At 69.9% G+C, this 21,885-nt stretch carries 14 protein-coding genes and 2 pseudogenes; 8 read left to right on the top strand and 8 right to left on the bottom strand.

Annotation, left to right across the window (positions count from 1 at the left end):
- Positions 1-2 precede the first annotated feature (2 nt).
- Entirely contained in the window at positions 3-311 is a 309-nt protein-coding gene (locus tag ACFVKT_RS37625; protein WP_385740613.1) for a SelT/SelW/SelH family protein, read from the top strand.
- Position 312: 1 nt separating this feature from the next.
- Here the strand turns inward: ACFVKT_RS37625 and aceB are convergent, their stop codons facing one another.
- Both aceB and ACFVKT_RS37615 read right to left on the bottom strand, forming a co-directional pair.
- Positions 313-1,947 (bottom strand): malate synthase A, encoded by a 1,635-nt coding sequence (gene aceB / locus ACFVKT_RS37620; protein ID WP_385740570.1) that lies wholly within the window; start codon positions 1,945-1,947, stop codon positions 313-315.
- A gap of 187 nt (positions 1,948-2,134) precedes the next feature.
- On the bottom strand, positions 2,135-2,734 hold the full coding sequence (locus tag ACFVKT_RS37615; RefSeq protein WP_385740567.1) for an NTP transferase domain-containing protein: 600 nt from the start codon (positions 2,732-2,734) through the stop codon (positions 2,135-2,137).
- Between the two features lie 211 nt (positions 2,735-2,945).
- On the opposite strand from ACFVKT_RS37615, the gene ACFVKT_RS37610 reads away from it, so the two are divergent.
- Positions 2,946-3,260 (top strand): DUF5955 family protein, encoded by a 315-nt coding sequence (locus ACFVKT_RS37610; RefSeq protein ID WP_385740564.1) that lies wholly within the window; start codon positions 2,946-2,948, stop codon positions 3,258-3,260.
- A gap of 401 nt (positions 3,261-3,661) precedes the next feature.
- Here ACFVKT_RS37610 and ACFVKT_RS37605 read toward each other — a convergent pair whose 3' ends face one another.
- The gene (locus ACFVKT_RS37605) at positions 3,662-5,137 is read right to left on the bottom strand and encodes a PLP-dependent aminotransferase family protein (RefSeq protein WP_385740561.1); all 1,476 of its coding nucleotides are present in this window, start codon (positions 5,135-5,137) and stop codon (positions 3,662-3,664) included.
- 106 nt (positions 5,138-5,243) lie between these two features.
- Between ACFVKT_RS37605 and ACFVKT_RS37600 the strand changes: the two genes are divergently transcribed.
- The gene (locus ACFVKT_RS37600; RefSeq protein ID WP_385740558.1) at positions 5,244-5,438 is read left to right on the top strand and encodes a hypothetical protein; all 195 of its coding nucleotides are present in this window, start codon (positions 5,244-5,246) and stop codon (positions 5,436-5,438) included.
- Positions 5,438-5,947: a universal stress protein gene (locus ACFVKT_RS37595; RefSeq protein ID WP_385740555.1), complete on the top strand. Its 510-nt coding sequence runs from the start codon at positions 5,438-5,440 to the stop codon at positions 5,945-5,947. Before ACFVKT_RS37600 ends, ACFVKT_RS37595 begins: the two co-directional genes overlap by 1 nt.
- 16 nt (positions 5,948-5,963) lie before the next feature.
- Here ACFVKT_RS37595 and ACFVKT_RS37590 read toward each other — a convergent pair whose 3' ends face one another.
- A complete protein-coding gene (locus tag ACFVKT_RS37590; RefSeq protein ID WP_385740552.1) occupies positions 5,964-6,767 on the bottom strand; it encodes an IclR family transcriptional regulator in 804 nt (267 codons plus the stop codon).
- Positions 6,768-7,092: 325 nt separating this feature from the next.
- On the opposite strand from ACFVKT_RS37590, the gene allB reads away from it, so the two are divergent.
- The gene (gene allB, locus ACFVKT_RS37585) at positions 7,093-8,433 is read left to right on the top strand and encodes an allantoinase AllB (protein ID WP_385740549.1); all 1,341 of its coding nucleotides are present in this window, start codon (positions 7,093-7,095) and stop codon (positions 8,431-8,433) included.
- Positions 8,434-8,493: 60 nt separating this feature from the next.
- Positions 8,494-9,663, top strand: coding sequence for an allantoicase (gene alc / locus ACFVKT_RS37580; protein WP_385740546.1), 1,170 nt, complete (start codon positions 8,494-8,496; stop codon positions 9,661-9,663).
- Positions 9,664-9,754: 91 nt separating this feature from the next.
- Here the strand turns inward: alc and ACFVKT_RS37575 are convergent.
- A pseudogene (locus tag ACFVKT_RS37575) lies at positions 9,755-9,913 on the bottom strand (SDR family oxidoreductase); the annotation flags it as partial.
- On the opposite strand from ACFVKT_RS37575, the pseudogene ACFVKT_RS37570 reads away from it, so the two are divergent.
- Both ACFVKT_RS37570 and ACFVKT_RS37565 read left to right on the top strand, forming a co-directional pair.
- Positions 9,909-10,169 (top strand): annotated as a pseudogene (locus tag ACFVKT_RS37570) (AIM24 family protein); the annotation flags it as partial. The pseudogenes ACFVKT_RS37575 and ACFVKT_RS37570 sit on opposite strands and share 5 nt — an antisense overlap.
- 140 nt (positions 10,170-10,309) lie before the next feature.
- Positions 10,310-10,918, top strand: coding sequence for a dihydrofolate reductase family protein (locus ACFVKT_RS37565; protein ID WP_385740543.1), 609 nt, complete (start codon positions 10,310-10,312; stop codon positions 10,916-10,918).
- A 135-nt stretch (positions 10,919-11,053) separates the two neighbouring features.
- Here ACFVKT_RS37565 and ACFVKT_RS37560 read toward each other — a convergent pair whose 3' ends face one another.
- The 3 genes from ACFVKT_RS37560 to ACFVKT_RS37550 form a co-directional block, all read right to left on the bottom strand.
- Complete coding sequence (locus ACFVKT_RS37560; RefSeq protein WP_385740540.1) at positions 11,054-11,512, bottom strand: hypothetical protein; 459 nt, start codon at positions 11,510-11,512, stop codon at positions 11,054-11,056.
- On the bottom strand, positions 11,499-17,882 hold the full coding sequence (locus ACFVKT_RS37555) for an RHS repeat-associated core domain-containing protein (protein WP_385740537.1): 6,384 nt from the start codon (positions 17,880-17,882) through the stop codon (positions 11,499-11,501). Before ACFVKT_RS37555 ends, ACFVKT_RS37560 begins: the two co-directional genes overlap by 14 nt.
- A 268-nt stretch (positions 17,883-18,150) precedes the next feature.
- Complete coding sequence (locus ACFVKT_RS37550) at positions 18,151-21,678, bottom strand: LamG-like jellyroll fold domain-containing protein (RefSeq protein ID WP_385740610.1); 3,528 nt, start codon at positions 21,676-21,678, stop codon at positions 18,151-18,153.
- Positions 21,679-21,885: the final 207 nt, after the last annotated feature.

Raw genomic sequence — 21,885 nt, 5'->3', positions numbered from 1 at the left:
ACATGGCGGACGCGTCGGACATGGAGCCCTTGGACACCCATCGCATCCAGATCGAGTACTGCACCCAGTGCCGCTGGCTGCCCCGTGCCGCCTGGCTCGCCCAGGAGCTCCTCACCACCTTCGAGACCGAGTTGACGGAACTCGCCCTCAAGCCCGGCACCGGCGGCGTCTTCGTCGTACGTGTCGACGACGAGGTCGTCTGGGACCGCCGCGAGCAGGGCTTCCCGGAGCCGACGGCCGTCAAGCGCCTCGTACGCGACCGAGTGGCCCCGGAGAAGTCCCTGGGCCACTCGGATAAACCGTCGGGCTGACTCAGCCCTTGAGCTGCTCGTAGGCGGGCAGCGTGAGGAAGTCCGCGTAGTCCTCGTCCAGGGCGACCTTCAGCAGCAGGTCGTGCGCCTGCTGCCACCTGCCCGCGGCGAAGGCCTCGTCGCCGATCTCGGCGCGGATGTTCGTGAGTTCCTCGGCGGCGATCTTCCGCGCCAGCTCGGGCGTCGCGGTCACATGCCTGCCATCGTGCTCGAAGACGACCCCCGCGTTGATCCACTGCCAGATCTGCGAGCGCGAGATCTCGGCGGTGGCCGCGTCCTCCATGAGGTTGAAGATGGCGACCGCGCCGAGCCCGCGCAGCCAGGCCTCGATGTAGCGGATGCCGACCTGGACGGCGTTGACCAGGCCGTCGTACGTCGGCTTGGCGTCGAGGGAGTCGACGGCGATCAGGTCTCCGGCCGCCACCGAGACGTCCTCGCGCAGCCGGTCCTTCTGGTTGGGCCGGTCGCCGAGGACCGCGTCGAACGAGGCCATGGCGATCGGGACGAGGTCCGGGTGGGCCACCCAGGAGCCGTCGAAGCCGTCGTTCGCCTCACGGTCCTTGTCCGCCTCGACCTTCTCGAAGGCGACCTTGTTGACCTCTTCGTCGCGGCGCGAGGGGATGAACGCCGCCATGCCGCCGAGCGCGTGCGCGCCGCGCTTGTGGCAGGTGCGGACAAGGAGTTCGGTGTACGCGCGCATGAACGGGGCTGTCATCGTCACCGCGTTGCGGTCCGGCAGCACGAACTTCTCGCCGCCGTCACGGAAGTTCTTGACGATGGAGAAGAGGTAGTCCCAGCGGCCCGCGTTCAACCCGGAGGCGTGGTCGCGGAGTTCGTAGAGGATCTCGTCCATCTCGTACGCGGCGGTGATCGTCTCGATCAGGACGGTCGCGCGGACCGTGCCCTGCGGGATACCGACGTAGTCCTGCGCGAAGACGAAGACCTCGTTCCAGAGGCGCGCCTCCAGGTACGACTCGGTCTTCGGGAGGTAGAAGTACGGGCCCTTGCCGAGGTCGAGCAGGCGCTGCGCGTTGTGGAAGAAGTACAGGCCGAAGTCGACGAGCGCGCCGGGGACAGGTGTGCCGTCGGCGTCGACGAGGTGGCGCTCGTTCAGGTGCCAGCCGCGGGGCCGCATGACGACGGTCGCGAGTTCGTCGGCCGCCTTGAGCGCGTACGACTTGCCGGTGCGCTCGTCGGTGAAGTCGATGTTCCGGGTGTACGCGTCCGTCAGGTTGACCTGACCGAGGATGACGTTCTCCCAGGTGGGCGCGGAGGCGTCCTCGAAGTCGGCGAGCCAGATCTTCGCGCCGGAGTTGAGGGCGTTGATGGTCATCTTGCGGTCGGTGGGGCCGGTGATCTCGACCCGGCGGTCGTTCAGGGCCGCCGGGGAGGGGGCCACCCTCCAGGAGTCGTCCGCGCGGATCGCGGCGGTCTCCGGGAGGAAGTCGAGCGTGGAGGTGCGGGCGATCTCGGCGCGGCGCTCCGCACGGCGGACGAGGAGCTCGTCACGCCGGGGCGTGAACAGCCGGTGCAGCTCGGCCACGAAGGCGAGGGCCGCGTCGGTGAGGACCTCTTCCTGCCGGGGCAGGGGCTCGGCGTCGACGATGGCCAGCGAGGACGGCGCTGGTGCGGACATGAGCTGTCACTTCCTTCAGCGAGCGTGGCACCGGGTGCCAGTCAATCTGAGTACGGCTGTGAGCGCCTGCGGAGCCGCCGGGCGCTTCTGAACAGTGGATACTAGTTTCCTCATGGTGGAAGTTCAATGGTTTGTTGACGTCGAGATTCTCTGAGTCGAGGGAAGCTGGCGCTCAGTGCCACCCCGTTCACTCAAGGTGGACCAGGTCTTCCATGGTGTCGATGTCGTACGGCCGTGCCACGTCTCCGCACTCGACGAGAGTGATCGTCTCCGCGTGCTCCTTCAGGTATGCGCGTGCCCCCCGATCCCCGGTGGCAGTCGCCGCGATGCCCGCCCAGTGGGCGGCGCCGAAGAGAACGGGGTGACCGCGCACCCCCTCATATGCAGCCGAAACCAGCGACGCTTCACCCTGGTACGCGGCAAGGACCCGGCCCACCGCCTCGGGGCCGATGCCGGGCTGGTCGACGAGCGAGACCAGCGCGGCTCGCGCCCCCGTGCGCGCCAGCGAGTCGAGCCCCGCGCGCAGCGAGGAACCCATGCCCTCCTCCCACTCCGTGTTGTCGACGAGCACACAGCCGGGCAGCGCGGCCTGGTCCCGTACGGCGTCGGCCCCGGCCCCCAGGACCACGTGGACGCGGGTGCAGCCGCCCGCGCGCAACACTGCGACCGCGTGTTCGACAAGGGGGCGCCCCCGGTGGGGCAGGAGGGCCTTGGGCCGTCCCCCGAGCCGCCGGCCACCGCCGGCCGCCAGCAGCAGCCCGGCCACCTGGTCTTTGTTCACCGTCATGTCCCCTGCATACCCGACCCGGCCGGAGCGTGCTTCGGCGCCCGGGCGGACCGCACGAATTCCAGGGGCTGAATTTCGGTCAGGGGAGTGGCGCCCACCGCGCCGGGTGGCGTTTACTGACCCGCGTCCCTCGGCGCCTGACCATCGCCACGGGGTGTTCGACGGACGTACGAAGGACTTGCGCACAAGGACGTGCGAGGGGGGGAGAGCTGTGTTGCGGAGCTTGGGGCAGAGGCCAGTGACCGGCAGCGACGAGGACCCGAGAGTGGCGGAGTTACGTACCGCCGTCGCTCGGCTGCGCCGTCAACTCGCCGCGCATCCGGCCGAGTTCCCCGACCGGGGCATCGCGGAGGACGAACTCGCGGCCCTCGCCGCCATGGCCATCAGCGGCATCCCCGAGATCCCCCGCCTACGCCGCTCCCTGCTGCTGGTCGCCGGCTCGATCGGCTCGGTCAGCGCCCTGGCCATGGGCCTCGCCGATGTCCGCACCGCGGTGGAACTGTTCGGGGAACCGCCGCGGCGGTAGGGCTAGTTGGCCCCGGGGCCCAGCGACGGTGGGTGCGGATCCGGGTAACTGCTGCCACATTTGGGCTGGTTGGCCCGGGGGAGTCGCCGTGACGGTGGGTCCGGTGGGCCCGCGGAATCGCCGTGACGGTGGGACTGGTGAATTCCGGAGATGCCGTGACGGGTGGGCCTGGTGGGCTCGGGGGAGTCGCCGTGACGGTGGGACCGGTGGATCCCGGAGATGCCGTGACGGGTGGGCCTGGTGGGCTCGGGAAATCGCCGAAGCGGTGGGCCCGAGGAGTCGCCGCGATGGTGGGTCGGTTGGGTCCAGGGAGCGCCGCGACCGCGGGTCGTGGGGATCCGGCTCAGCGGGACGCCGCAGCGGCAGGAGCCCGGCGGATCCGGCGAACCGCCCCGCGCCGCTCACGCCACCCAGTGCGGGCGCCCCGCATCCGTACCGGCCACGTCCAGCCCGCTGTCCAAGGCGGTCGCCACCCGGCGTACGGCGTCGTCGAGGACGTCCGGCGACAGTGTGTACGGGAAGCGCAGGCGCTGTTCGTGTGTGCCGGGATCGGCGCCGAAGCGGGCGCCGCCCTCGACGCGTACCCCCTGCGCCAGCGCCGCGCGGGCCAGTGCCGAGGCGATCGGGCGGCCGAGGTCGATCCACAGGGTCAGCCCACCGGGCGGCAACTGCCAGCGCCAGTCCGGGAGATGACGGCCCAGCGACTCGGCGAGCGCGTCCCGCTGGGCCCGCAGCCGTGGCAGCCGCTCGCGCAGTACGTCGTCGGTGCGCGCCAGCAGACCGAGCGCGACCAGCTGGTCGAGGACCGGGCCGCCCATGTCGGCGGGCACCCGCGCCGTCGCCAGTTCCGTGATCAGCCGGGACCCCGCCCGCACCCAGCCGACCCGCAGCCCGCCCCAGTGCGTCTTGCTCAACGACCCCACGGTCACGATCTGTTCGCCCATCCCGCGCGGCGCCAGTGACGCGAACGGCGCGGGCGACGGAACGTCCAGCGCGATCTCCGACATCGTCTCGTCGATCAGCAGCCAGGTGCCGGTCGCCCGCGCCGACTCCAGTACGGCCAGGCGCTGTTCGGGCGGCATCAGCCGCCCCGTCGGATTGTGGAAGTCGGGGATCAGATACGCGACCCGCGGCGCCGCCTGTCGCAGAGCGCTGTCGAGCAGGCTCGTGTCCCAGCCGACCTCCGTGACAGGCACGGGAGTTGTCCGCAACCCGGCGCGGCGGATCGCGTCGAGGGCGTTCGGATAGGAGGGGTTCTCCACCAGTACCCGGTCGCCGGGCCGCCCGAGCAGACCCAGCGTCAGGGAAAGGGCCTGCTGAGCCCCGGCCGTGATGAGGATCTGGTCCGGCAGCGTCGGCAGCCCGCGCCGGGTGAACCGCTCGGCGACCGCAGCCCTCAACTCCGGGATTCCGTAAGGGTGATAGCCCGGTGTCGGCGCATGACGGGCCAGCAGCGTGCCCGCCGCGGCGACCGCCTCCGCGAGCTCCGCCTCGGGCGCGCCGGGCGCCGCGAAGGCCAGGTCGATCACCCCGTCGTCGGCGGGGAACGAAGCCACGTTGGTCGGGCGGTGCCCCTCGGGCAGCTCCGTCCAGGTGCCGGCACCCCGCCGGCTGCGCGCGAACCCGCTCTCGCGCAGAAGGTCGTACGCCGCCGTCACCGTGGCCCGGCTGATCCCAAGCGCCGAGGCCAGCTCACGCTCCGCGGGCAGCCGGATGTGCAGCGCGATCCGGCCGTCGAGGAGCAGCTTGCGTACGCCGTCCGCGAGCGCGCGATAGCCGGGGCGGCCGTCGACGTGGGGTGCGGTGGACAGCAGCCCGGCGAGCTGCCGGCTTCCCAGCGTCCTGTCCACGGAGTGGACCACCGGTCCGTTCACCATGCCAACTCCCTCGTATTGGCCCTGTGGGGCAGGCCAATCAGCTTACAGACTTCAGGAAGGCACGGAATTCGGCCCGCCTGATTGGCCTGAAAAGGGGAGCAGTGCGATGAGAACCGCGAACACCCGCGTCCACGGGAAGGAAGCGACCGACGTCACCGACGCGACTGACGCCACCGACCTCACCGACCGCCTGGAGCGGGAGCTGCAACGGCGTCAGGAGGAGCGCATGTCTGGTGTGCCCCTGCGGGAGTGGGCGCGGGGCCTGCTGGTCAGGTCGCCGAGGCGAGGGGGCGAGCACTGATGGCCGCCGGCCGGGGGCGCGTCGTCGTCGGGGTCAGCGGCTCGCTCGCGAGTCTCGCCGCGCTCCGGGTCGCCGCCCACACGGCCCGCGAGAGCGGTCGTACGCTCGTCGCCGCCCTGGCCTGGGAGCCGCCCGAGGGCGAGGTCCTCTATGTCAGGAGCCCCGACAGCGCCTGGGCCGCCCAGTGCGAACGCGAGGCCCGAGGCCGCCTGGACCGGGCCTTCGACGAGGTCTTCGGCGGTACGCCCGCGGGGGTCGCCGTCCGTCGACGAGTGATCCGCGGCCGCCCGGACCGTGTCCTGTTGGCAGGGGCCGCGGACCCGGCCGACCTACTCGTCCTCGGCACCCGCACCGGCACCCGCGTCGGCCCGCGTCGGGCGGCCGTCCGCCGACGTGTCCTGGCGCGGGCCCGCTGCCCGGTCCTCATGGTCCCCACGCCCGAACTGCCGAGGCGGGACCGCCGTGCGCTGCGGCGCGCGACGGCGGAGGACTTCGAGATGCTGGCGTGAGCGGGGCTGGGTCCGATCAGGCCGCCGGGCCCGAGCTCGCCAGCGCCGCCGACAGTTCCACCGCGACCTGCTGCAGTACGGGCACGATCTTCTCGGTGGCCGCCTCGGTGACGCGGCCCGCCGGGCCGGAGATCGAAATGGCGGCGGCCGTGGGGGAGTTGGGCACCGAGACGGCGAGGCAGCGGACCCCGATCTCCTGCTCGTTGTCGTCGATCGCGTAGCCGAGCCTGCGCACCTCTTCCAGTGCGGTCAGGAAACCGTCCGGCGTGGTGATCGTCTTCTCTGTCGCGGCGGGCATGCCGGTGCGGGCCAGGAGCGAGCGCACCTCGTCGGCCGGAGTGTGCGCGAGCAGCGCCTTGCCCACGCCCGTGGAGTGCGGCAGCACCCGGCGGCCCACCTCGGTGAACATGCGCATCGAGTGCTTGGACGGCACCTGGGCGACGTACACGATCTCGTCCCCGTCGAGCAGCGCCATGTTCGCGGTCTCGCCGGTCTCCTCGACGAGGCGTGCGAGGTAGGGGCGGGCCCAGGTGCCGAGGAGCCGGGCGGCGGATTCCCCGAGCCGGATCAGGCGGGGGCCGAGGGCGTACCGGCGGTTGGGCTGCTGACGTACGTAGCCGCAGGACACCAGCGTGCGCATGAGACGGTGGATGGTGGGCAGCGGCAGCCCGCTGCTCGCGGCGAGCTCGCTCAGGCCGACCTCGCCCCCGGCGTCCGCCATCCGCTCGAGCAGATCGAAGGCGCGCTCGAGGGACTGGACACCACCGCTCGGTGAGGATGACTTGGCGGCGTCGGTGGTGCTGGCGCTGGACGACGGCACGGGCGCGGTCCTTTCGAGGCTCAGAATCAGGAGGAGCGGCCCGCAGGGCCTCGAGTAGGGCGGTGGCGGGCGACGGGCGGGCAGTGGTGCAGCCTATCGGGGAGCCGGCTGACCCCCCTCTGGTGCATAACTACGTTCTGCTTGGCGGAATTCTAATTCCACTTTGTGGAAACGTCCAGAGTCGGCGGGTGAAGGGCACAGTGGAGAAGTGTGCCCTTGACGGCGCGTGGGTCGAAGTGAAGACTCCTTCAACAGAACGTTGAATTTCGTTACGCGGAAGTAAACAGCCGCGCCGGGAGTCAACAGGGCAGAGAGAGGGGTCCGGGTGTCCGACGTCGAACTGGTGCTGCGCTCGACACGCGTCATCACTCCCGAAGGGACGCGCGCCGCCTCGGTCGCGGTTGCCGGGGGGAAGATCACGGCCGTACTCGCGCACGACGCGGAGGTACCCGCCGGTGCCCGCATCGAGGACTTCGGCGACGACGTCCTGCTGCCCGGCCTCGTCGACACCCACGTACACGTCAACGACCCGGGGCGTACGGAGTGGGAGGGCTTCTGGACGGCCACGCGCGCGGCGGCCGCCGGGGGCATCACCACCCTGATCGACATGCCGCTCAACTCCCTCCCGCCGACGACGACGGTCGACAACCTCCGTAGGAAGAAGGACGTCGCCCGTTCCAAGGCGCACATCGACGTCGGCTTCTGGGGCGGCGCGCTGCCCGGCAACGTCAAGGACCTGCGCCCGCTGCACGACGCGGGTGTCTTCGGCTTCAAGGCGTTCCTGTCGCCGTCGGGGGTGGAGGAGTTCCCGGAGCTCGACCAGGAGCAGCTCGCCCGGTCACTGGCCGAGATCGCCGGCTTCGGCGGCCTGCTGATCGTGCACGCCGAGGACCCGCACCACCTCGCCGCAGCCCCCCAGAAGGGCGGCGGGAAGTACGCCGACTTCCTCGCCTCGCGCCCGCGTGACGCCGAGGACACCGCCATCGAGAACCTCATCGCCCAGGCGAAGCGCCTCGACGCGCGCGTGCACGTGCTGCACCTGTCGTCGAGCGACGCGCTGCCGCTGATCGCCGCCGCGAAGGCGGAGGGCGTACGGCTCACGGTCGAGACGTGTCCCCACTACCTCACCCTCACCGCCGAGGAAGTCCCGGACGGCGCAAGCGAGTTCAAGTGCTGCCCGCCCATCCGTGAGGCCGCCAACCAGGACCTGCTGTGGCAGGCCCTCGCAGACGGCACCATCGACTGCGTGGTCACCGACCACTCGCCCTCCACGGCCGACCTGAAGACCGACGACTTCGCGACCGCCTGGGGCGGCATCTCAGGGCTCCAGCTCAGTCTGTCGGCGGTCTGGACGGAGGCCCGCGCGCGCGGGTACGGCCTGGAGGACGTGGTGCGCTGGATGTCCGCGCGCACCGCGGAACTCGTCGGCCTCGGCGACCGCAAGGGCGCCATCGAGGCGGGCCGCGACGCCGACTTCGCGGTCCTCGCACCGGATGAGACCTTCACTGTCGACCCGGCCGCGCTCCAGCACCGCAACCGCGTCACGGCATACGCGGGCAAGACGCTCAGCGGGGTCGTCAAGTCCACCTGGCTACGGGGCCAACGCATCGTGGCCGACGGCGAGTTCGGCGACCCGAGGGGACTGCTACTGAGCCGCCGACTCTAGCTCCCCCCACTTTCACCCGCACCCGCAGCGGCCGACCTTCGAAAGGCAGACCTGATCATCGTGACGGCGCAGCAGCAATCCTCTCCGGACCGGTTCACCGGCGACGCGAACCCCTACGGAGGCGGCGACCCGTACGCGGACTACCGCACCGCCGACTTCCCCTTCACCCGGTTCACCAACCTCGCGGACCGGCAGCTCGGCGCCGGTGTCATCGCCGCCAACGACGAGTTCTTCGCCGAGCGCGAGAACCTTCTCGTGCCCGAGGACGCCGAGTTCGACCCCGAGCACTTCGGTCACAAGGGCAAGATCATGGACGGCTGGGAGACCCGCCGCCGGCGCGGTGCCTCCGCCGAGCACCCGTGGCCGACCGCCGAGGACCACGACTGGGCCCTCGTCCGGCTTGGCGCTCCCGGCGTCGTACGCGGCATCGTCGTCGACACGGCCCACTTCCGCGGGAACTACCCGCAGGCGGTGTCGGTCGAGGGCGTGTCCGTGCCCGGCTCGCCCTCCCCGCAGGAGCTGTTGGCGGACGACGTGAAATGGACGACGCTCGTCCCGCGCACGGCGGTCGGCGGCCACGCGGCCAACGGCTTCGCGGTGTCGGTGGAGCAGCGCTTCACCCACCTGCGCGTCAACCAGCACCCCGACGGTGGCATCGCGCGACTGCGCGTCCACGGCGAGGTCGTACCGGACCCCGAGTGGCTGGCCGCGCTCGGCACCTTCGACGTCGTCGCCCTGGAGAACGGCGGCCGCGCCGAGGACGCCTCGAACCTCTTCTACTCCCCCGCCTCGAACACCATCCAGCCCGGCCGCTCCCGCAAGATGGACGACGGCTGGGAGACCCGTCGCCGCCGCGACCAGGGCCACGACTGGATCCGCTACGAGCTGGTCGCCCGCTCCGAGATCCGCGCGATCGAGATCGACACGGCGTATCTGAAGGGCAACAGCGCGGGCTGGGCCTCGGTGTCGGTGAAGGACGGCGACGACGGGAGCGATGGGAGCGACGGGGACTGGACGGAGATCCTGCCCCGCACCCGCCTCCAGCCCGACACCAACCACCGCTTCGTCCTCGGCACCCCCGCCGTGGGCACCCACGCGCGCGTGGACATCTTCCCGGACGGGGGCATCTCGCGCCTGCGCCTGTTCGGCTCCCTGACGGAGGAGGGTGCGGCACGACTGACGGCCCGCCACCAGGAGCTGGGCGGGCCTTTCAGTCAGTCCGGCGTCTGAGGACGAGCGCGTTCAGCGCAACACGGGGGTCTGGCGGCGGAGCCCCCAGAAACAAGGGACGAGTAGGGGGAGGGGGCGAAAACCCCCGCCCCTACGCCGCATGCCCCCCGTCCACCGAGAACTCCGCCCCCGTCACATACTCCGCCTCGCCCCCGGCGAGATACGCGACCATCGACGCCACCTCGTCCGCCGTACCGAACCGCTCCACCGCGGTCATCGCCGCTTGCCCGGGCCCATGCGGCCCGTCCGCCGAGGTCGACACGGGCTGTGTCGTCGTCTTCGAGGAGGGCATCCGGTACGGCGTCCAGCGCGTCGGAGGCCTCAACCGTCAGGGCCTGATGAACGCGGTCTTCGGTGGCGAGGGCCTCTCGCTCGCCACCCTGGAGGGCGATGGGCAGGTCATCCTCCAGTCCCTCACCATCGAGAGCCTCGCCAACGCCCTGAAGGCCCAGGGCGGCGACAAACAGGGCCCGACGGGCGGACTGTTCTCGACGAACGCGGGATGACGGGGGGTCTCGACAAACGGGGGATGACGCGGGTCTCGGCGCACGCGGGGTGACGCGGGCCGCCCGACCGATGAGTTGCGGGCGCCGGTGGGGTCTGCCCTGATGACGGCAGATCCCACCTCTGGAAGAAGGCACCCGCGATGGGCAAGCTCAACCTCACCACCTTCGTCACCCTCGACGGCGTGTACCAGGCCCCCGGCGGTCCCGAGGAGGACCCCAGCGGCGGCTTCGAGCAGGGTGGCTGGAGCGTTCCGTACGACGACGAGGACTTCGGCCGCTTCATCACCGGGGTCTTCTCCCGCGTGGACGCTTTCCTGCTGGGCAGGAAGACGTACGAGATCTTCGCCGGTTACTGGCCGAAGATCACCGACCCCGCCGACCCGGTCGCCTCCAAGCTGAACGGCCTGCCCAAGTACGTCCCCTCGTCGACCCTCACGCAGCCCGACTGGACCGGCACGACCGTGATCGGCGGCGACCTGGGCAAGGAGGTCACCGCGCTCAAGGAGCGCATCGAGGGCGAGCTCCAGATCCACGGCAGCGGCGCCCTCGCCCGGTCCCTGTTCGCCCTCGACCTGATCGACACCGTGCACGTGCTGACCTTCCCGGTCGTCCTCGGTGCGGGCAGCCGCCTTTTCGCCGAGGGCGCGGTCCCCACCGCGTTCCGGTACGCCGGAGGCAGCACCACGAGCACGGGCGTCACGATCAACACGTACGACCTGGAAGGCCGCCCCGCCTACGGCAGCTTCTGACCCGCCGCCAAGGGCATCACCTTCGGGCGGGCGGTGATCGTAGTGACCCTGGGGACGATTCGGTGGGGAGACGGAAGGCCGTCTCCCCACCGGATGATCGGGGGGCACCGGGGACCGGCGCCCCCCGATCATCCGCTACGCGGTCGCCTTCGAGCGGGCGTAGATCTCGTCGGGTTTCGGGAACTCCACAGCCGGTGACAGCCGAAGCCCCCCGGAATTCTCCGCCTCGTAGTAGTACAGGCCGAACTCACCCGGGTCCGGTCCGCACTGCCCCGCCGCGAAGGTGACGGAGATCCACTTGCTGCCACCTGCGGGCACGGTGTCCACGCCCCAGGAGAACGGGCATTCCGGCTTGGTGTCGGACTTCTCCGTCAGGCTGCTGAGCTGGAGCTGGGCACCTGCCGAGATGGTGCCCGTGCCGCCCTCCTCGAAGGTGATCGAGTCGCCTCCGGGGTTGCTCCAGGAGCCGACGATCTGGCCTTCCGTGGGGACGGGGAGGCTCTCTTCCTTCTCGCAGGCGGACAGTCCCGTGACGAGGACGACGGAAATGGCGGCGCCGAAAAGGGCCCTTCCGGCTCTCCTAGTTCGGCACATAGATTTCCTCGATCCAGTTGATCTTCACGGTGATGTCCGTCTGGCCCTCGGGCCAGATCTGCTTCGCGACATTCGAGCCAGCCTTCATGACCGGGTTGGAGCTGCCGTTCTTGTACCCGTCGTTCGAGAGGCTGCGTGTCGCCGAGGCTACTGTCATGGTGTTGGAGATCGACACCTTCGCCTGGCCGACCAGGGCTCCGTGGTCCCACTCCGAGTCCGTCCTGGGCGGCTCGCAGGCCACCCCGAGCAGCTCGTAGTCGAGGTTGTAGGAGCCGAGCGCCATGCTGGCGGGGCTGGCGCCGTAGATGCCCTCGGTGAGGAACCCGGTGACGTCCGTGAGGCCTTCCCAGATCTTCTCGCTGTCGGTGCGGTCGGCGTGCGACTTGTCGAACGATCCCTTCGCCGTGTACACGCCATCCCTGATCAAGCCCTGCATCTTGCGGATGAAGGACCGGAAGTGGTCCTCCGTGCGGAGCTGCCGGACGAACTCGCCGTCCGGGGGCAGCGTCACATCGGAGGGTCCGCCCTTCGCCCACAGCATGACCAGCTCCTGGGCGGAGAGGTCCATGACCTTGCTCTTCTTGCCCTCCTTGCGCTCCGGCTCGGGGTTCGGGCCCTTCTTGAAGGTCGGCTTCTTGAACACGGTGACGTCGACGGAGGTCGTCCGGCCGGCGCGGGTGGTCACCGTGGCACTGATGTAGGTGTTGGACGTGCCCGGGACCTTGGTCGTGTAGTTCTGGCTGGATTGGTAGACCCAGGTCCCGTTCGGGCCCATCGTCATGTAGTCGTGGTACGTGCCGCCCTTGCCGTCGCTGCACCCGCGTTCGCAGTCCGTGATGGGCCGCAGGCCGGTCGGGTCGGCCTTGGTGACGGGGGTGTTGTTGGCGTAGACGTAGCCGTTCATGGACTCGTGGTCCTCGGGGACCAGGACCGGGTCGACCGAGAGGAACCGTCCGGTGGCCGGGTCGTACTCACGGGCACCGACGTGGATCAGGCCGGTGTCGGCGTCCACGGGCTTGCCGAGGAAGCCCTTGTCGTCGGGCCACAACGAGGGTGTCGCGCCGCGTGCCTCGCCGAAGGGCTTGGTGTAGCGGCGGGTGACGGCCTGGGTGGTGGCGTCGACGGCCATCGAGGCGGTGCCGTGGTGGTCGTCGATCATCCAGGTCAGGCTGGTCTCCGTGCGCACGGCGGTGACGTCACCGGCCGCGTAGTAGCGCTGGGCGGTGAACTTCTTGGCCCCCGTGTCGTAGTGGAGTTCCTGGCCGGCCAGGTAGAGGACGGTCTTGCCGGGGCCGCGGCGGATCAGGAGATCGCCGTTGGCGTCGTACAGGTAGTCGGTGGCCTTGGTGCCCTCCGTGAGGCGGACGAGTTCTCCCTCGATGTCCCAGGTGAGGCTCTGCGCGACACCCGTGGTGCCGTACCGCTTGGTGGTGTTGCCCTGCTCGTCGTACGTCAGGGACTTGGCCGTGCCGCCGTTGACCGTGAGCGAGGTCAGGCTGTGCGGCCGGCCGCCGCCGGTGGCGCTCACGGCCGGGTAGCCGTAGGCGGTCGTGGTGTCACCGGCGGCCTTGTGCTCGACCTGGGTGTCACGCAGGCCGCCGGGCTTGTAGCTCCAGCTCGTCCAGTACGGGGCCGGACCGCCGAGGGCGCCGGCCGAGCGGGCGGTGGCGCAGTCGTTGGACGACGGGGTCCAGGCCTCGGTCAGGCGGCGGTAGCCGTCGTAGGCGAAGCACTGGGTGTCCTTGCCGTTGGCCTTGTCCGTGACCGACTTGACGTTGCCGGTGGCGTCGTAGACGTAGTCGACGTCGCTGGTGTGGCCGGTGTTGGTCTGGTCGACCGTGTGCATGTTGGACAAGCGGCGGGTGCCGTCCTCGTAGCGGTTGAGGACCTGGAGCTGCTTGGCGCCGGTGGAGGTGCCCAGGCGGGTCTCCTCGATCTCGCCGTACGGGGAGTATCCGATGTTCTGGACGTAGTCGGTCATGCCGTCTGTGCCGGTGAGCATGCCCAGGTCGTTGTAGCTGTAGGCGACGGCCTCGGCGGGCAGACCCGCGACCGCGGGCATCGAGGTCGACTGGACGGTGCCGTCGATGTTGTAGGCGGTGGAGGTGGTGAAGGTCTGCGGGGCACCGCCGTTGGCCACCAGGTCGTCGGAGGCGGCGATGACGGTCTTGGTGCCCTTGGAGCGGCCGAGGCTGTCGTAGCCGGTGACGGACTGGGAGTAGATCTTGCCGGTGGTGCCGCCGACGTACCGGATGGCCGCGGTTACCTGTCCCTTGGCGAGAGAGTCGTAGGTGAACTTGGTGAGCTGGTGGGCGTTGTCCTTCACGCCGTCCCAGGTGCCGATCTTGCGACCGAGCTCGTCGTAGTCCGTGATCAGCGTGCGGGTGACCTGCTCCAGGGTCGTCGTGGTGGTCAGCGGCTGGTCGGCGTCGTTGTAGGTGGTGGTGACGGTGCCCTTGTCGGGGTCGGTGGAGGTGGTCTTGCGGCCGCGCAGGTCGTAGCCGTACGACCAGACGGCGTTGTCCGGACCTGTCATCTTCGTCAGCCGGCCGGAGGGGTCGTGCTCGAAGAGGGTGCGGGTGTAGTCCGTGCCGGTCGGGACGGGCCCGCCGTACTCACGGCGCTCGACGATCCGGCCGCGGGCGTCGGTGAGGCTCAGGGTGCCGGTGCCGCCCGCTGCCGCGGTGACGGAGGTGCGGTCGCCCTGGTAGTCGGTCCTGGTGCGCCACTTCTCCTGGTCGTAGACCCGGAAGACCGACTCGGTGGCGCGGCCGGCGGCGTCGAAGACCGTCTCGGTGGAAGCGGGCACGGAGCCCGGGAAGGTGTTGGCCAGGGTGCCCGACGGCGCGAGGTTGTCGTGAACCTGCTCGTTGGTGATGTATGCCAGGCCCCGGTCGTCGTACAGCGTCTCGGAGATCACCCGGCCGCCGTTCGGAGCGGGGAGCTGCTTCTGGCGGGAGCGCAGGAGCGAGTCGAAGATCTCGTAGGAGCTGTTGTAGGTCTGCCCGTCGGCCTTGAGGGCGTCGGTGCGGATCCAGGTCTCCTTGTCGTTCTTGATGCTGTACGCGTAGACCAGGGTGGGCGCGTCACCCAGCGCGCGGGAGCGGTCCGGCTTCCAGACCGAGCGCACACGGCCGAGCGCGTCCAGGGACCACTCGGTGACATTGCCGTTGGCGTCGGTGGTCTTGGTGGCCGTGCCCCACGCCGGGTCCACCTCGGTGGTGGAGGAGTACAACTTGGGGTCGGTGGCCGTCTTCGACGTCAGCGGTCCGTAGCCGGTGTCGTCGGGGACGTAGGTCGTTCTGACCGTACGGTTCAGGGCGTTGGTCTCGGTGAGCGGGCGGCCCAGCTTGTCGAAGGTGGTGCCGGAGACCTGCTGGTAGACGGGCGCCTTCGTTGTCGGGTCGTAGCTCGCGACCCGGTAGGTCGCGGTGATGTCGCCCTTGGTGGGCGCCACGCCGGCCGCCTGGCTGTCGTAGGCCGTGGTGGCGTCGGAGATGACGTTGCCGGGGACCGTCGGAACGGCCGTGCAGCCGACGGACTGGACCTCGACGCGGCTGACCTTGTTCACCAGCCAGTCCGTCGTGTTGCGGGCGTAGTGGGTGCGCGTGCAGGTCTCGTCGCCGGCTTTGGCGGTGTCGCCGCTGTCCTCGACGGTCGTCGGCATGCCGTACGTGGTGTCGTACGTGGTCTTCTGCTTGACCGTGCGGCTCCCGGTGGACGTCTTGGTGCGGGTGACGGTCTCACCGGCCTGGACTATCCAGGACTCGGTGGTGCCCCAGCCGTAGGAGTGGCTGCCGGTCCGGTACGACCAGGGGGTGTTGATGGTGCCGCTGACCTCGTCCGTGCCGTTGTAGACGATGGTCTCGCGGACGAAGCCGGACAACTGGCGGGCGTCGTCGACGGCGGTGCCGGTGGAGTCGGTGACCTTCTCCACGCGGGCGGTGCCGTCGAGTTCCTTCTCGCCGTTGAGGCCGCGCATGTAGAGGGTGGACTTCTTGGAGCGTGGGCCCTCGGAGTCGCCGGAGGTCTCCACGACCTTGCCGTAGCCGCGCCACTGCGACCAGGTGCGGTTGGACGCCTTGGTCAGGCCCTCGTCGTCGGCGTAGCCCCAGCCGGCGCCGCCCTGGTAGTCGTAGTACGTCTCGCCGGTGTCACCGTGGCCGTAGGGGTCGTCCTGGAAGGTGGACGTGACGACGTACTTGTGGAACCAGTCGGTGACCGGAGTCGCGCCGGACTGGGACCACTTGACCGGGAAACAGCGGCGGGTGTTCTTGTCGACGGCCGCCGGGATGCTGGTGCCCCAGACGCAGTCGGGGTCGGAGTAGTTGACCGTGATGGTCGAGCCGGTCTCGGACTTGATGGTCCGCACCCGCCACTTGATGTAGCGCAGGGTGTCCGGACCGCTGCCCTCCACGTGGTTGGACAGCTGGACGCCGCCGAAGACCACCGGCGGGAGCTGGACGGTGGTGGTGTCGGCCTTGCCGGTGTTCTGGATGGACTTCAGCCACAGGCTCGGCGAGGAGGCGTCACCGGTGTCGGGGAAGTCCTGCTCCAGGTGCCAGGTGTCGACGTCCCGCTGGGTGGTGCCGCTGCCGGTCCATACCGAAGTGGTGACGTCGGTGAGGCGTTTGCGGGTGAAGAAGGACGGGCCGATCTGCGTGCTGCACTTGGTGTCGGCGGCGCAGATCATGTCGTACGGCACGTCGGGCCAGTTGGCCATGGTGTCCTTGGTCAGGCTGGAACACGAGGTGAGGCAGCGCTCGGCGTAGCTGAATCGGACCTGCTGGGCGGCGGGCTTGGAGTAGATCAGGTCGCTGCGCAGGCCGTAGTCGATGCGGTTGAGGTAGCCGCCGCGGGTGTAGCCGGTGCCGTTGACCGTGGTGTCGGCGTTCTTGGAGTAGTAGTTCGTTTCCTTGGTGTACCAGTACGTCGACGCGTTTCCGTGGGTGTCCACGACGTAATCCAGGTTCCAGCGCCAGGCCTGTGTACAGAAGGAGCCGGCGAAACCGGTGGACTTGTAGCACGGTTCGTCGGAGTCGTCGCCGAAGACCGGCAGCGTCCACACGGAGTTGGTGACCGGGTCGTCCTCGGCGGTGCCCCTGTCGCTCCAGCCGGGCAGACGGTGCTTGCCGAAGAAGTACTGGGTGCCGGAGGCGTCCGTGACCTTCCAGTACTCGGTGTTGTCGTCGCCGTTGCCGGTGGCACCGGTCAGGTGCTCGACGCGGGAGCCGTCCTCGTTCTTCACCTTCCAGCCGCCTCCGGACGCCTGCGACAGCGCGGCGGTGTCACACGCGGCCTTGTCCGCGCAGGTGTTGACGAGTTCCACGGCCTTGCCGTTGAGGACGAGCGTGGCGTTGGCGTACTTCCAGCACTGGTCGCCCTTGCCGGTCTGGCCGTCGTCCTTGCACGAGGCGTACTTGCGCTCGATGTAGGACTCGGTCATCGAGAAGCCTTCGCCGATGACCGAGGTCTGGTTGTTCTCACCGGCCGTACGGCCGTCCACCGAACCGGAGTTGTAGGAGATCGACAGGTTCGGGGACGGGCCCGCCGTGGCCGGGGGAACACGCAGCGGGTAGTTCCAGGTGAAGTCGCCCGTGCTGCCGCCGGCCTCCCAAGTCGCGGTCGGGGACAGGGAGGTGGCGCCGTAGTCGCCTCCGCCGCCCGAGCTGTCGGCCGCCGCCGCGAGCAGCATCGGGGTGCCGGCCTTGAGGGTGCCGACGGAGACCGTGCCGGTCAGGGTCTGGGACCGCGCGTCGTTGTCCGCGCCGGTCACCGGCTTCTGGGTACGGCAGGCCTTCTTCGCCGGGGTGGTCAGCGCACATGCCGGGAGCGTCACCAGGCGCAGACGGGGGCCGAAGTTGCCGCCGTAGACGTCGGAGAAGGAGGAGTAGTCCAGGGAGACGCGCAGCTTGTCGGTGTCGCCGGCGGTTTTCCCGGTGGCGGACCGGGCCGGGGCGACGGTGAGCAGGACTCCGCTGACGCCGGCCTTCTTCGCCGCTGACTGGGGGTGGACGCTGAGCGCCACCTTCTCGGCCGGACCGGTGGCCTTCACTGCCGGACCGGTCTTCGCCCTGCTCTTCGCGGCGGGCTCCTGAGCCAGCCTCACACCGAGCCCACCGACGGCGACGGAGGCCCCGCCGCTCGCCGGCACGTCGGCGGTGGCCTTCCCGGCCTTGGGCCATGCGGCCTTCTTCAGCCGCTCACGCGTCCTGTCGGTGGCAGGGGCGGCCTTGTCCTTCGGCGCCCTGGACGTGCCGGGTTCGAGCACACCCACCTTGTCGATCTTCGCGTCGGGGCGGTCCTCCAGCGGCTTGCGGGCAGCCGACGGCTGAGCCTGCGCGGCGAAGTCGTAGCCCGACGGAAGCATGACCTGAGGGAGAAGGGACAGAGAGGCGACCAGCGCGCCACGGCTGAGCCAGCGGCGTATCGCCGTCCCTGGCAAGGGCGGGCGGAAGGGTGATGAGGACAATGACTTCCCTGTTTCCTGGATAGGGGCGGAGTCGCTCGGGGACACAGGCGGTCACCCGAGGACGCCGGGTCTCGACGCCGGGTCGGTGAGAAGGGACCGTGGTGCGAGCGGAACAACGCGTGTCGGGGCAAGGGCGGCCGCGGAGGCCCGCCCTTGCCCCTGGTCGTTACCGCTGCTCGGTGTTGCGCCGGTTGGCGATGGTGTCGGTGGAGGTCGCTCCGGCCCAGACGCGGACGCTGTCGATCAGTCCGGGGAAGTAGCGCGCGGCGGCGCCGTTGATCTTCGCCCGGCCGATCTCGAACACTCCGCCGCCCTGCCAGGGGGCGGAGTACGGGACGCCGTCCTCGTCGCCCATCAGAGCGCTGTCGACGTAGAGCTTGAGCACGCCGAGCTTGGAGGTGTCGCTGTCGGGGTCGGCTGCCGTCTGGGCGTCGTGGACGACCGTCAGCATGACCGGGACGCCCAGTTGGGCGGTGGTGAAGGCGGTGGACTCGCTCTCGGTCCAGACCGCTCCGGTGCCGTCCTTGTCGGGACGGCCGTACGTCCACCGTCCCTGGGTGCTGCCGGCCGGCTGCTCATACCAGACGCCCCAGGAGGACTGGCTTGTCCCCGACTGGCCGAACACCTGTACCGCGTACGACTTGCTGGTGTCGGCGAGCTTGGCCGGGTCCAGCGTCACCCAGGCCGTCGCCGTGAACGAACCGGAATCGTCGACGACCGGACCGGTCGCGGTGGCGTACGCGCCGGTGCCGTTCAAGGTCATCGTCTGCGTGGTCGTGACCTCTTCGCCGATGTCCGGGTCGCCGGTGGTGAACTGGGTGAGCGCGGCCCCGTTGAGAGTGACGTTCCGGCCGAAGCCACTGGTGTCTTTCACCGTGGTGCCGGTCGCGTTGGCCATGTCCGTGGCGTCCCACTTGGCGACGAGCGCCGGGACCGGGTCGCCGGCGGTGCCGTCGCCGAGGTCCTCGTCCTCCAGCCAGGCGTCATGGGCGACCTCGGTGTCCGCGAGTGCGCGGGACCAGACCTTCACCTCGTCGATGGTGCCGGCGAAGTTCTCCTTGCCGGCCGCGGCGTGCCACAGCCGGCCGATCTGCAGTCCGCCGGACGCCTTCCACGGGGTCACGGGGAACGGCACCGGATCGCCCTGCGGGACGCCGTTGACGTAGAGCTGGATCGTCTGCGCCGCCGCGTCGTAGACACCGGCGAGATGGGTCCAGGCGTTCAGGACCGGCGGTTTCCCTCCGATCGAGCGAGTGATCGCCGGACTGGCGACGTCTGTCTGGTGCCGGTTGAAGATCCAGGCGTTGTAGGCCGTGGAGTAGTACAGCTGGAACCCGGAGGCGTTCGTGCCCGCCTGGGACAGGACGGTGTAGTTGACGTCCTTCTTCTCCAGACGCGCCCAGGCCGAGACGGTGAAGGACTTGGTGGTGTCCAGCACCGCACCGGAGGTGGAGAGGTACGCGGTCGTGCCGTTGAGCTTCGCCGCACCGGAGCCGCTGCGGGCCAGGGTGTCCCAGGTAGCCCCCGAGGAGGTCAGCGGGTGCTGGGTCGCGGTGGTGGCGTCGGAGAGTGCGTTGTCCAGGTGCCAGATCCCTGACGGCTGCTCGGCACCCAACACGGAGAAGCTGTAGTAGCCGGTGCGCGAGCTGTGTCCGGCGGCGTCGTAGCCCCAGACCTGGATGGTGTTCTCACCGGCCTGGTTCGGCGTGATCGTCTGCGTCGTCGCAGCGCCCTTCGCGACGTTGATCGGGGCGGAGAGCGCGCCGCTGTTCAGCTTCCACTTGTAGCTGACGACGTCCGACTGGATGCCGCCTGTGGTGGGGTTGGTGTCGGCGGGGGTGAAGGTGAACCTGCCTGCTGTACCGACCCCGCCCGCGGCCGGGTAGGTCTCGGCTGGCTTGTAGACGCCGTCCGCGCTGGTCACCACCGGTTCTGGCGGCGAATCTGTGTCGACCCGGAAGTAGCACCAGGACGACCATGCAGAGTCCAGCACACCGGTGACGCCCCGGTCGGTCTTGTAGTACGCCTGTGTCTTGACCCGCATCCGGTAATCCGTCTGCGCCGGCAACGTGCTGGAGGACGCGTCGCGGGAGGCGTTGTCGGCCACCCAGGCGCCGTCCGGGGAAGCCGTGTACCAGGTGCGGCTGGAGCCGTCGGCCTTCCACACCTCGAACAGGGCGCGCAGCTGTGACTGGCTCCCGTCCGCGGACTGCACCGTGGCCAGCATCTTCGGCGTGGTGTCACTGGTGGCGAAGGGCAGCGTGGAGGCATTGCAGACCCGCCCGGTGGTGCCCTGCCGGACGCCGTACGACGTCGGCTTGCCCGGATAGGAAACGTAAGTCACCGACAGTTTCGCGTCGTCGCGGAACCGCGCCCAGGTGCCCCCGTCGGACTCGTCATGCGCGGCCAGCGAGAAAGTGATCTGCGGGGTCTTGTTCGTGGCATACGACGCGAGGGTGGTCGTCAGGTTCTCGTTTGTTTCGTCCACGTTGTCGCTGAAGCGCACCCAGTTCGCCGGCTGCGACGGGCTGCACAGGCCACCTCGCCCGTAGGCCACGTTCCGGTCGCCCATCAGGTCCACCGCGGTGGGCCGGGACGACCAGGTGGTGCTGGAGGAGATGCCCTTGTCCACGCGGCTCAGGTCGTACCAGTGCGGATCGCAGGTGAACGTCCACTCCTGGTACACCTCCATCGTCGCGTCCAGAACCTTCTTGCCGTGGATCGACGAGAGCGGGTACTCGAAGTACATGCGCTGGGTGTACGGGCTGTTCGAGCAGAGGTAGCCGGCGTAGTTGGAACAGCGCCCCACGCCCTTGTCCCCGCTGAACTTCCAGTACTTGGCGCCGTTGGAGGCCAGGGCCGTCCAGTCGCCCAGCGCAATGCCCTTGGTCGGCGGGTCGATGTAGAGCGGGAAGACGGTGTCCTCGCCGTGCAGCAGGGCCGGATCGGGCGTGATCTCCAGGGAGGTGCCGGTGACCTTGAGCGGGAGTTCGGCCGCCGCGTCACCGCTGCCGGGGCCCTCTGTCGGTGTCGGCTCGCCGTCAGCGGCGGACAGGGGGACCCCCGGTGTCGGCTCCGGCATGCCTGCGATCGGCGTCACCGGGGCGGTGCGGGCGAGTTGAGTGGTGACGCCTGCGGTGTCACCTGCGGAGTCCCACATGCGGCCCGCCGGGCTCTCGAAGACGGGGGTGCCGTCGCCGTCGCGCGCGACGAAGCCGCCGTCGGCCGTCGGGGCGATGTCCAGGCCGCTGCCGGAGACGGTCATTCTGATGGTCGCGAGCGCCGGGTTCTTTGCCGCCTCAGCTGTCTTGACCACAAGCACCGAGGTGTAGCCGGTGCTGAGGGCGGTCAGTTTGAGGTCGACGTCCGGGAGGACTCCGGTGTAGGTGGCGGTGTTGCCGTCGAGCCGGGGTGCGGAGAGCGCGTCGGGCCAGCCGAGCTTCAGCTCGTGTCCGTCGTCCGCCAGCGTGACCAGACCGCTGCCGCTGCCGCCGCCCGAGAAGGTGACGTCCGCCGTCGTGTTCCTCGCCCGCACCGAGCCGTCGGCATCGCGCACGAGGGTGGTGTCGATGGCGGCCCAGCGGCCGTCGTCCTGCTGGGCGCGGACCGGAGCCGCGTTCATCTCCTGCGTGAAGGTGCCGTCCGGGTTGGCGAAGACCTCGGACGACTCGGTGGTCGCCGCATCCACCGTCACCCGCTCGCCCGTCTCGGCGGCGAGCGCGCTCGCTTCCGATTCCGGAGTTCTGTCAGCCGCGACCGAGGCCGCCCCGTCATCGGTGAGTGCCGGTGTCTCCGCGGCCCCCACGGCCGGAACCGCGCTCCCCAGGAGCGTGACGGCTATCGCCCCACTCAGCACCCCCTGGCGCCAGCCGTACAGCCGTCTTCGTGTAAACACGCCCCA

The organism is Streptomyces sp. NPDC127595 (genome assembly GCF_042671685.1).
Classification (GTDB): Bacteria; Actinomycetota; Actinomycetes; order Streptomycetales; family Streptomycetaceae; genus Streptomyces.
Note: the sequence above shows the minus strand (reverse complement) of the source record. Positions and strands in the feature narration are given on the sequence as shown.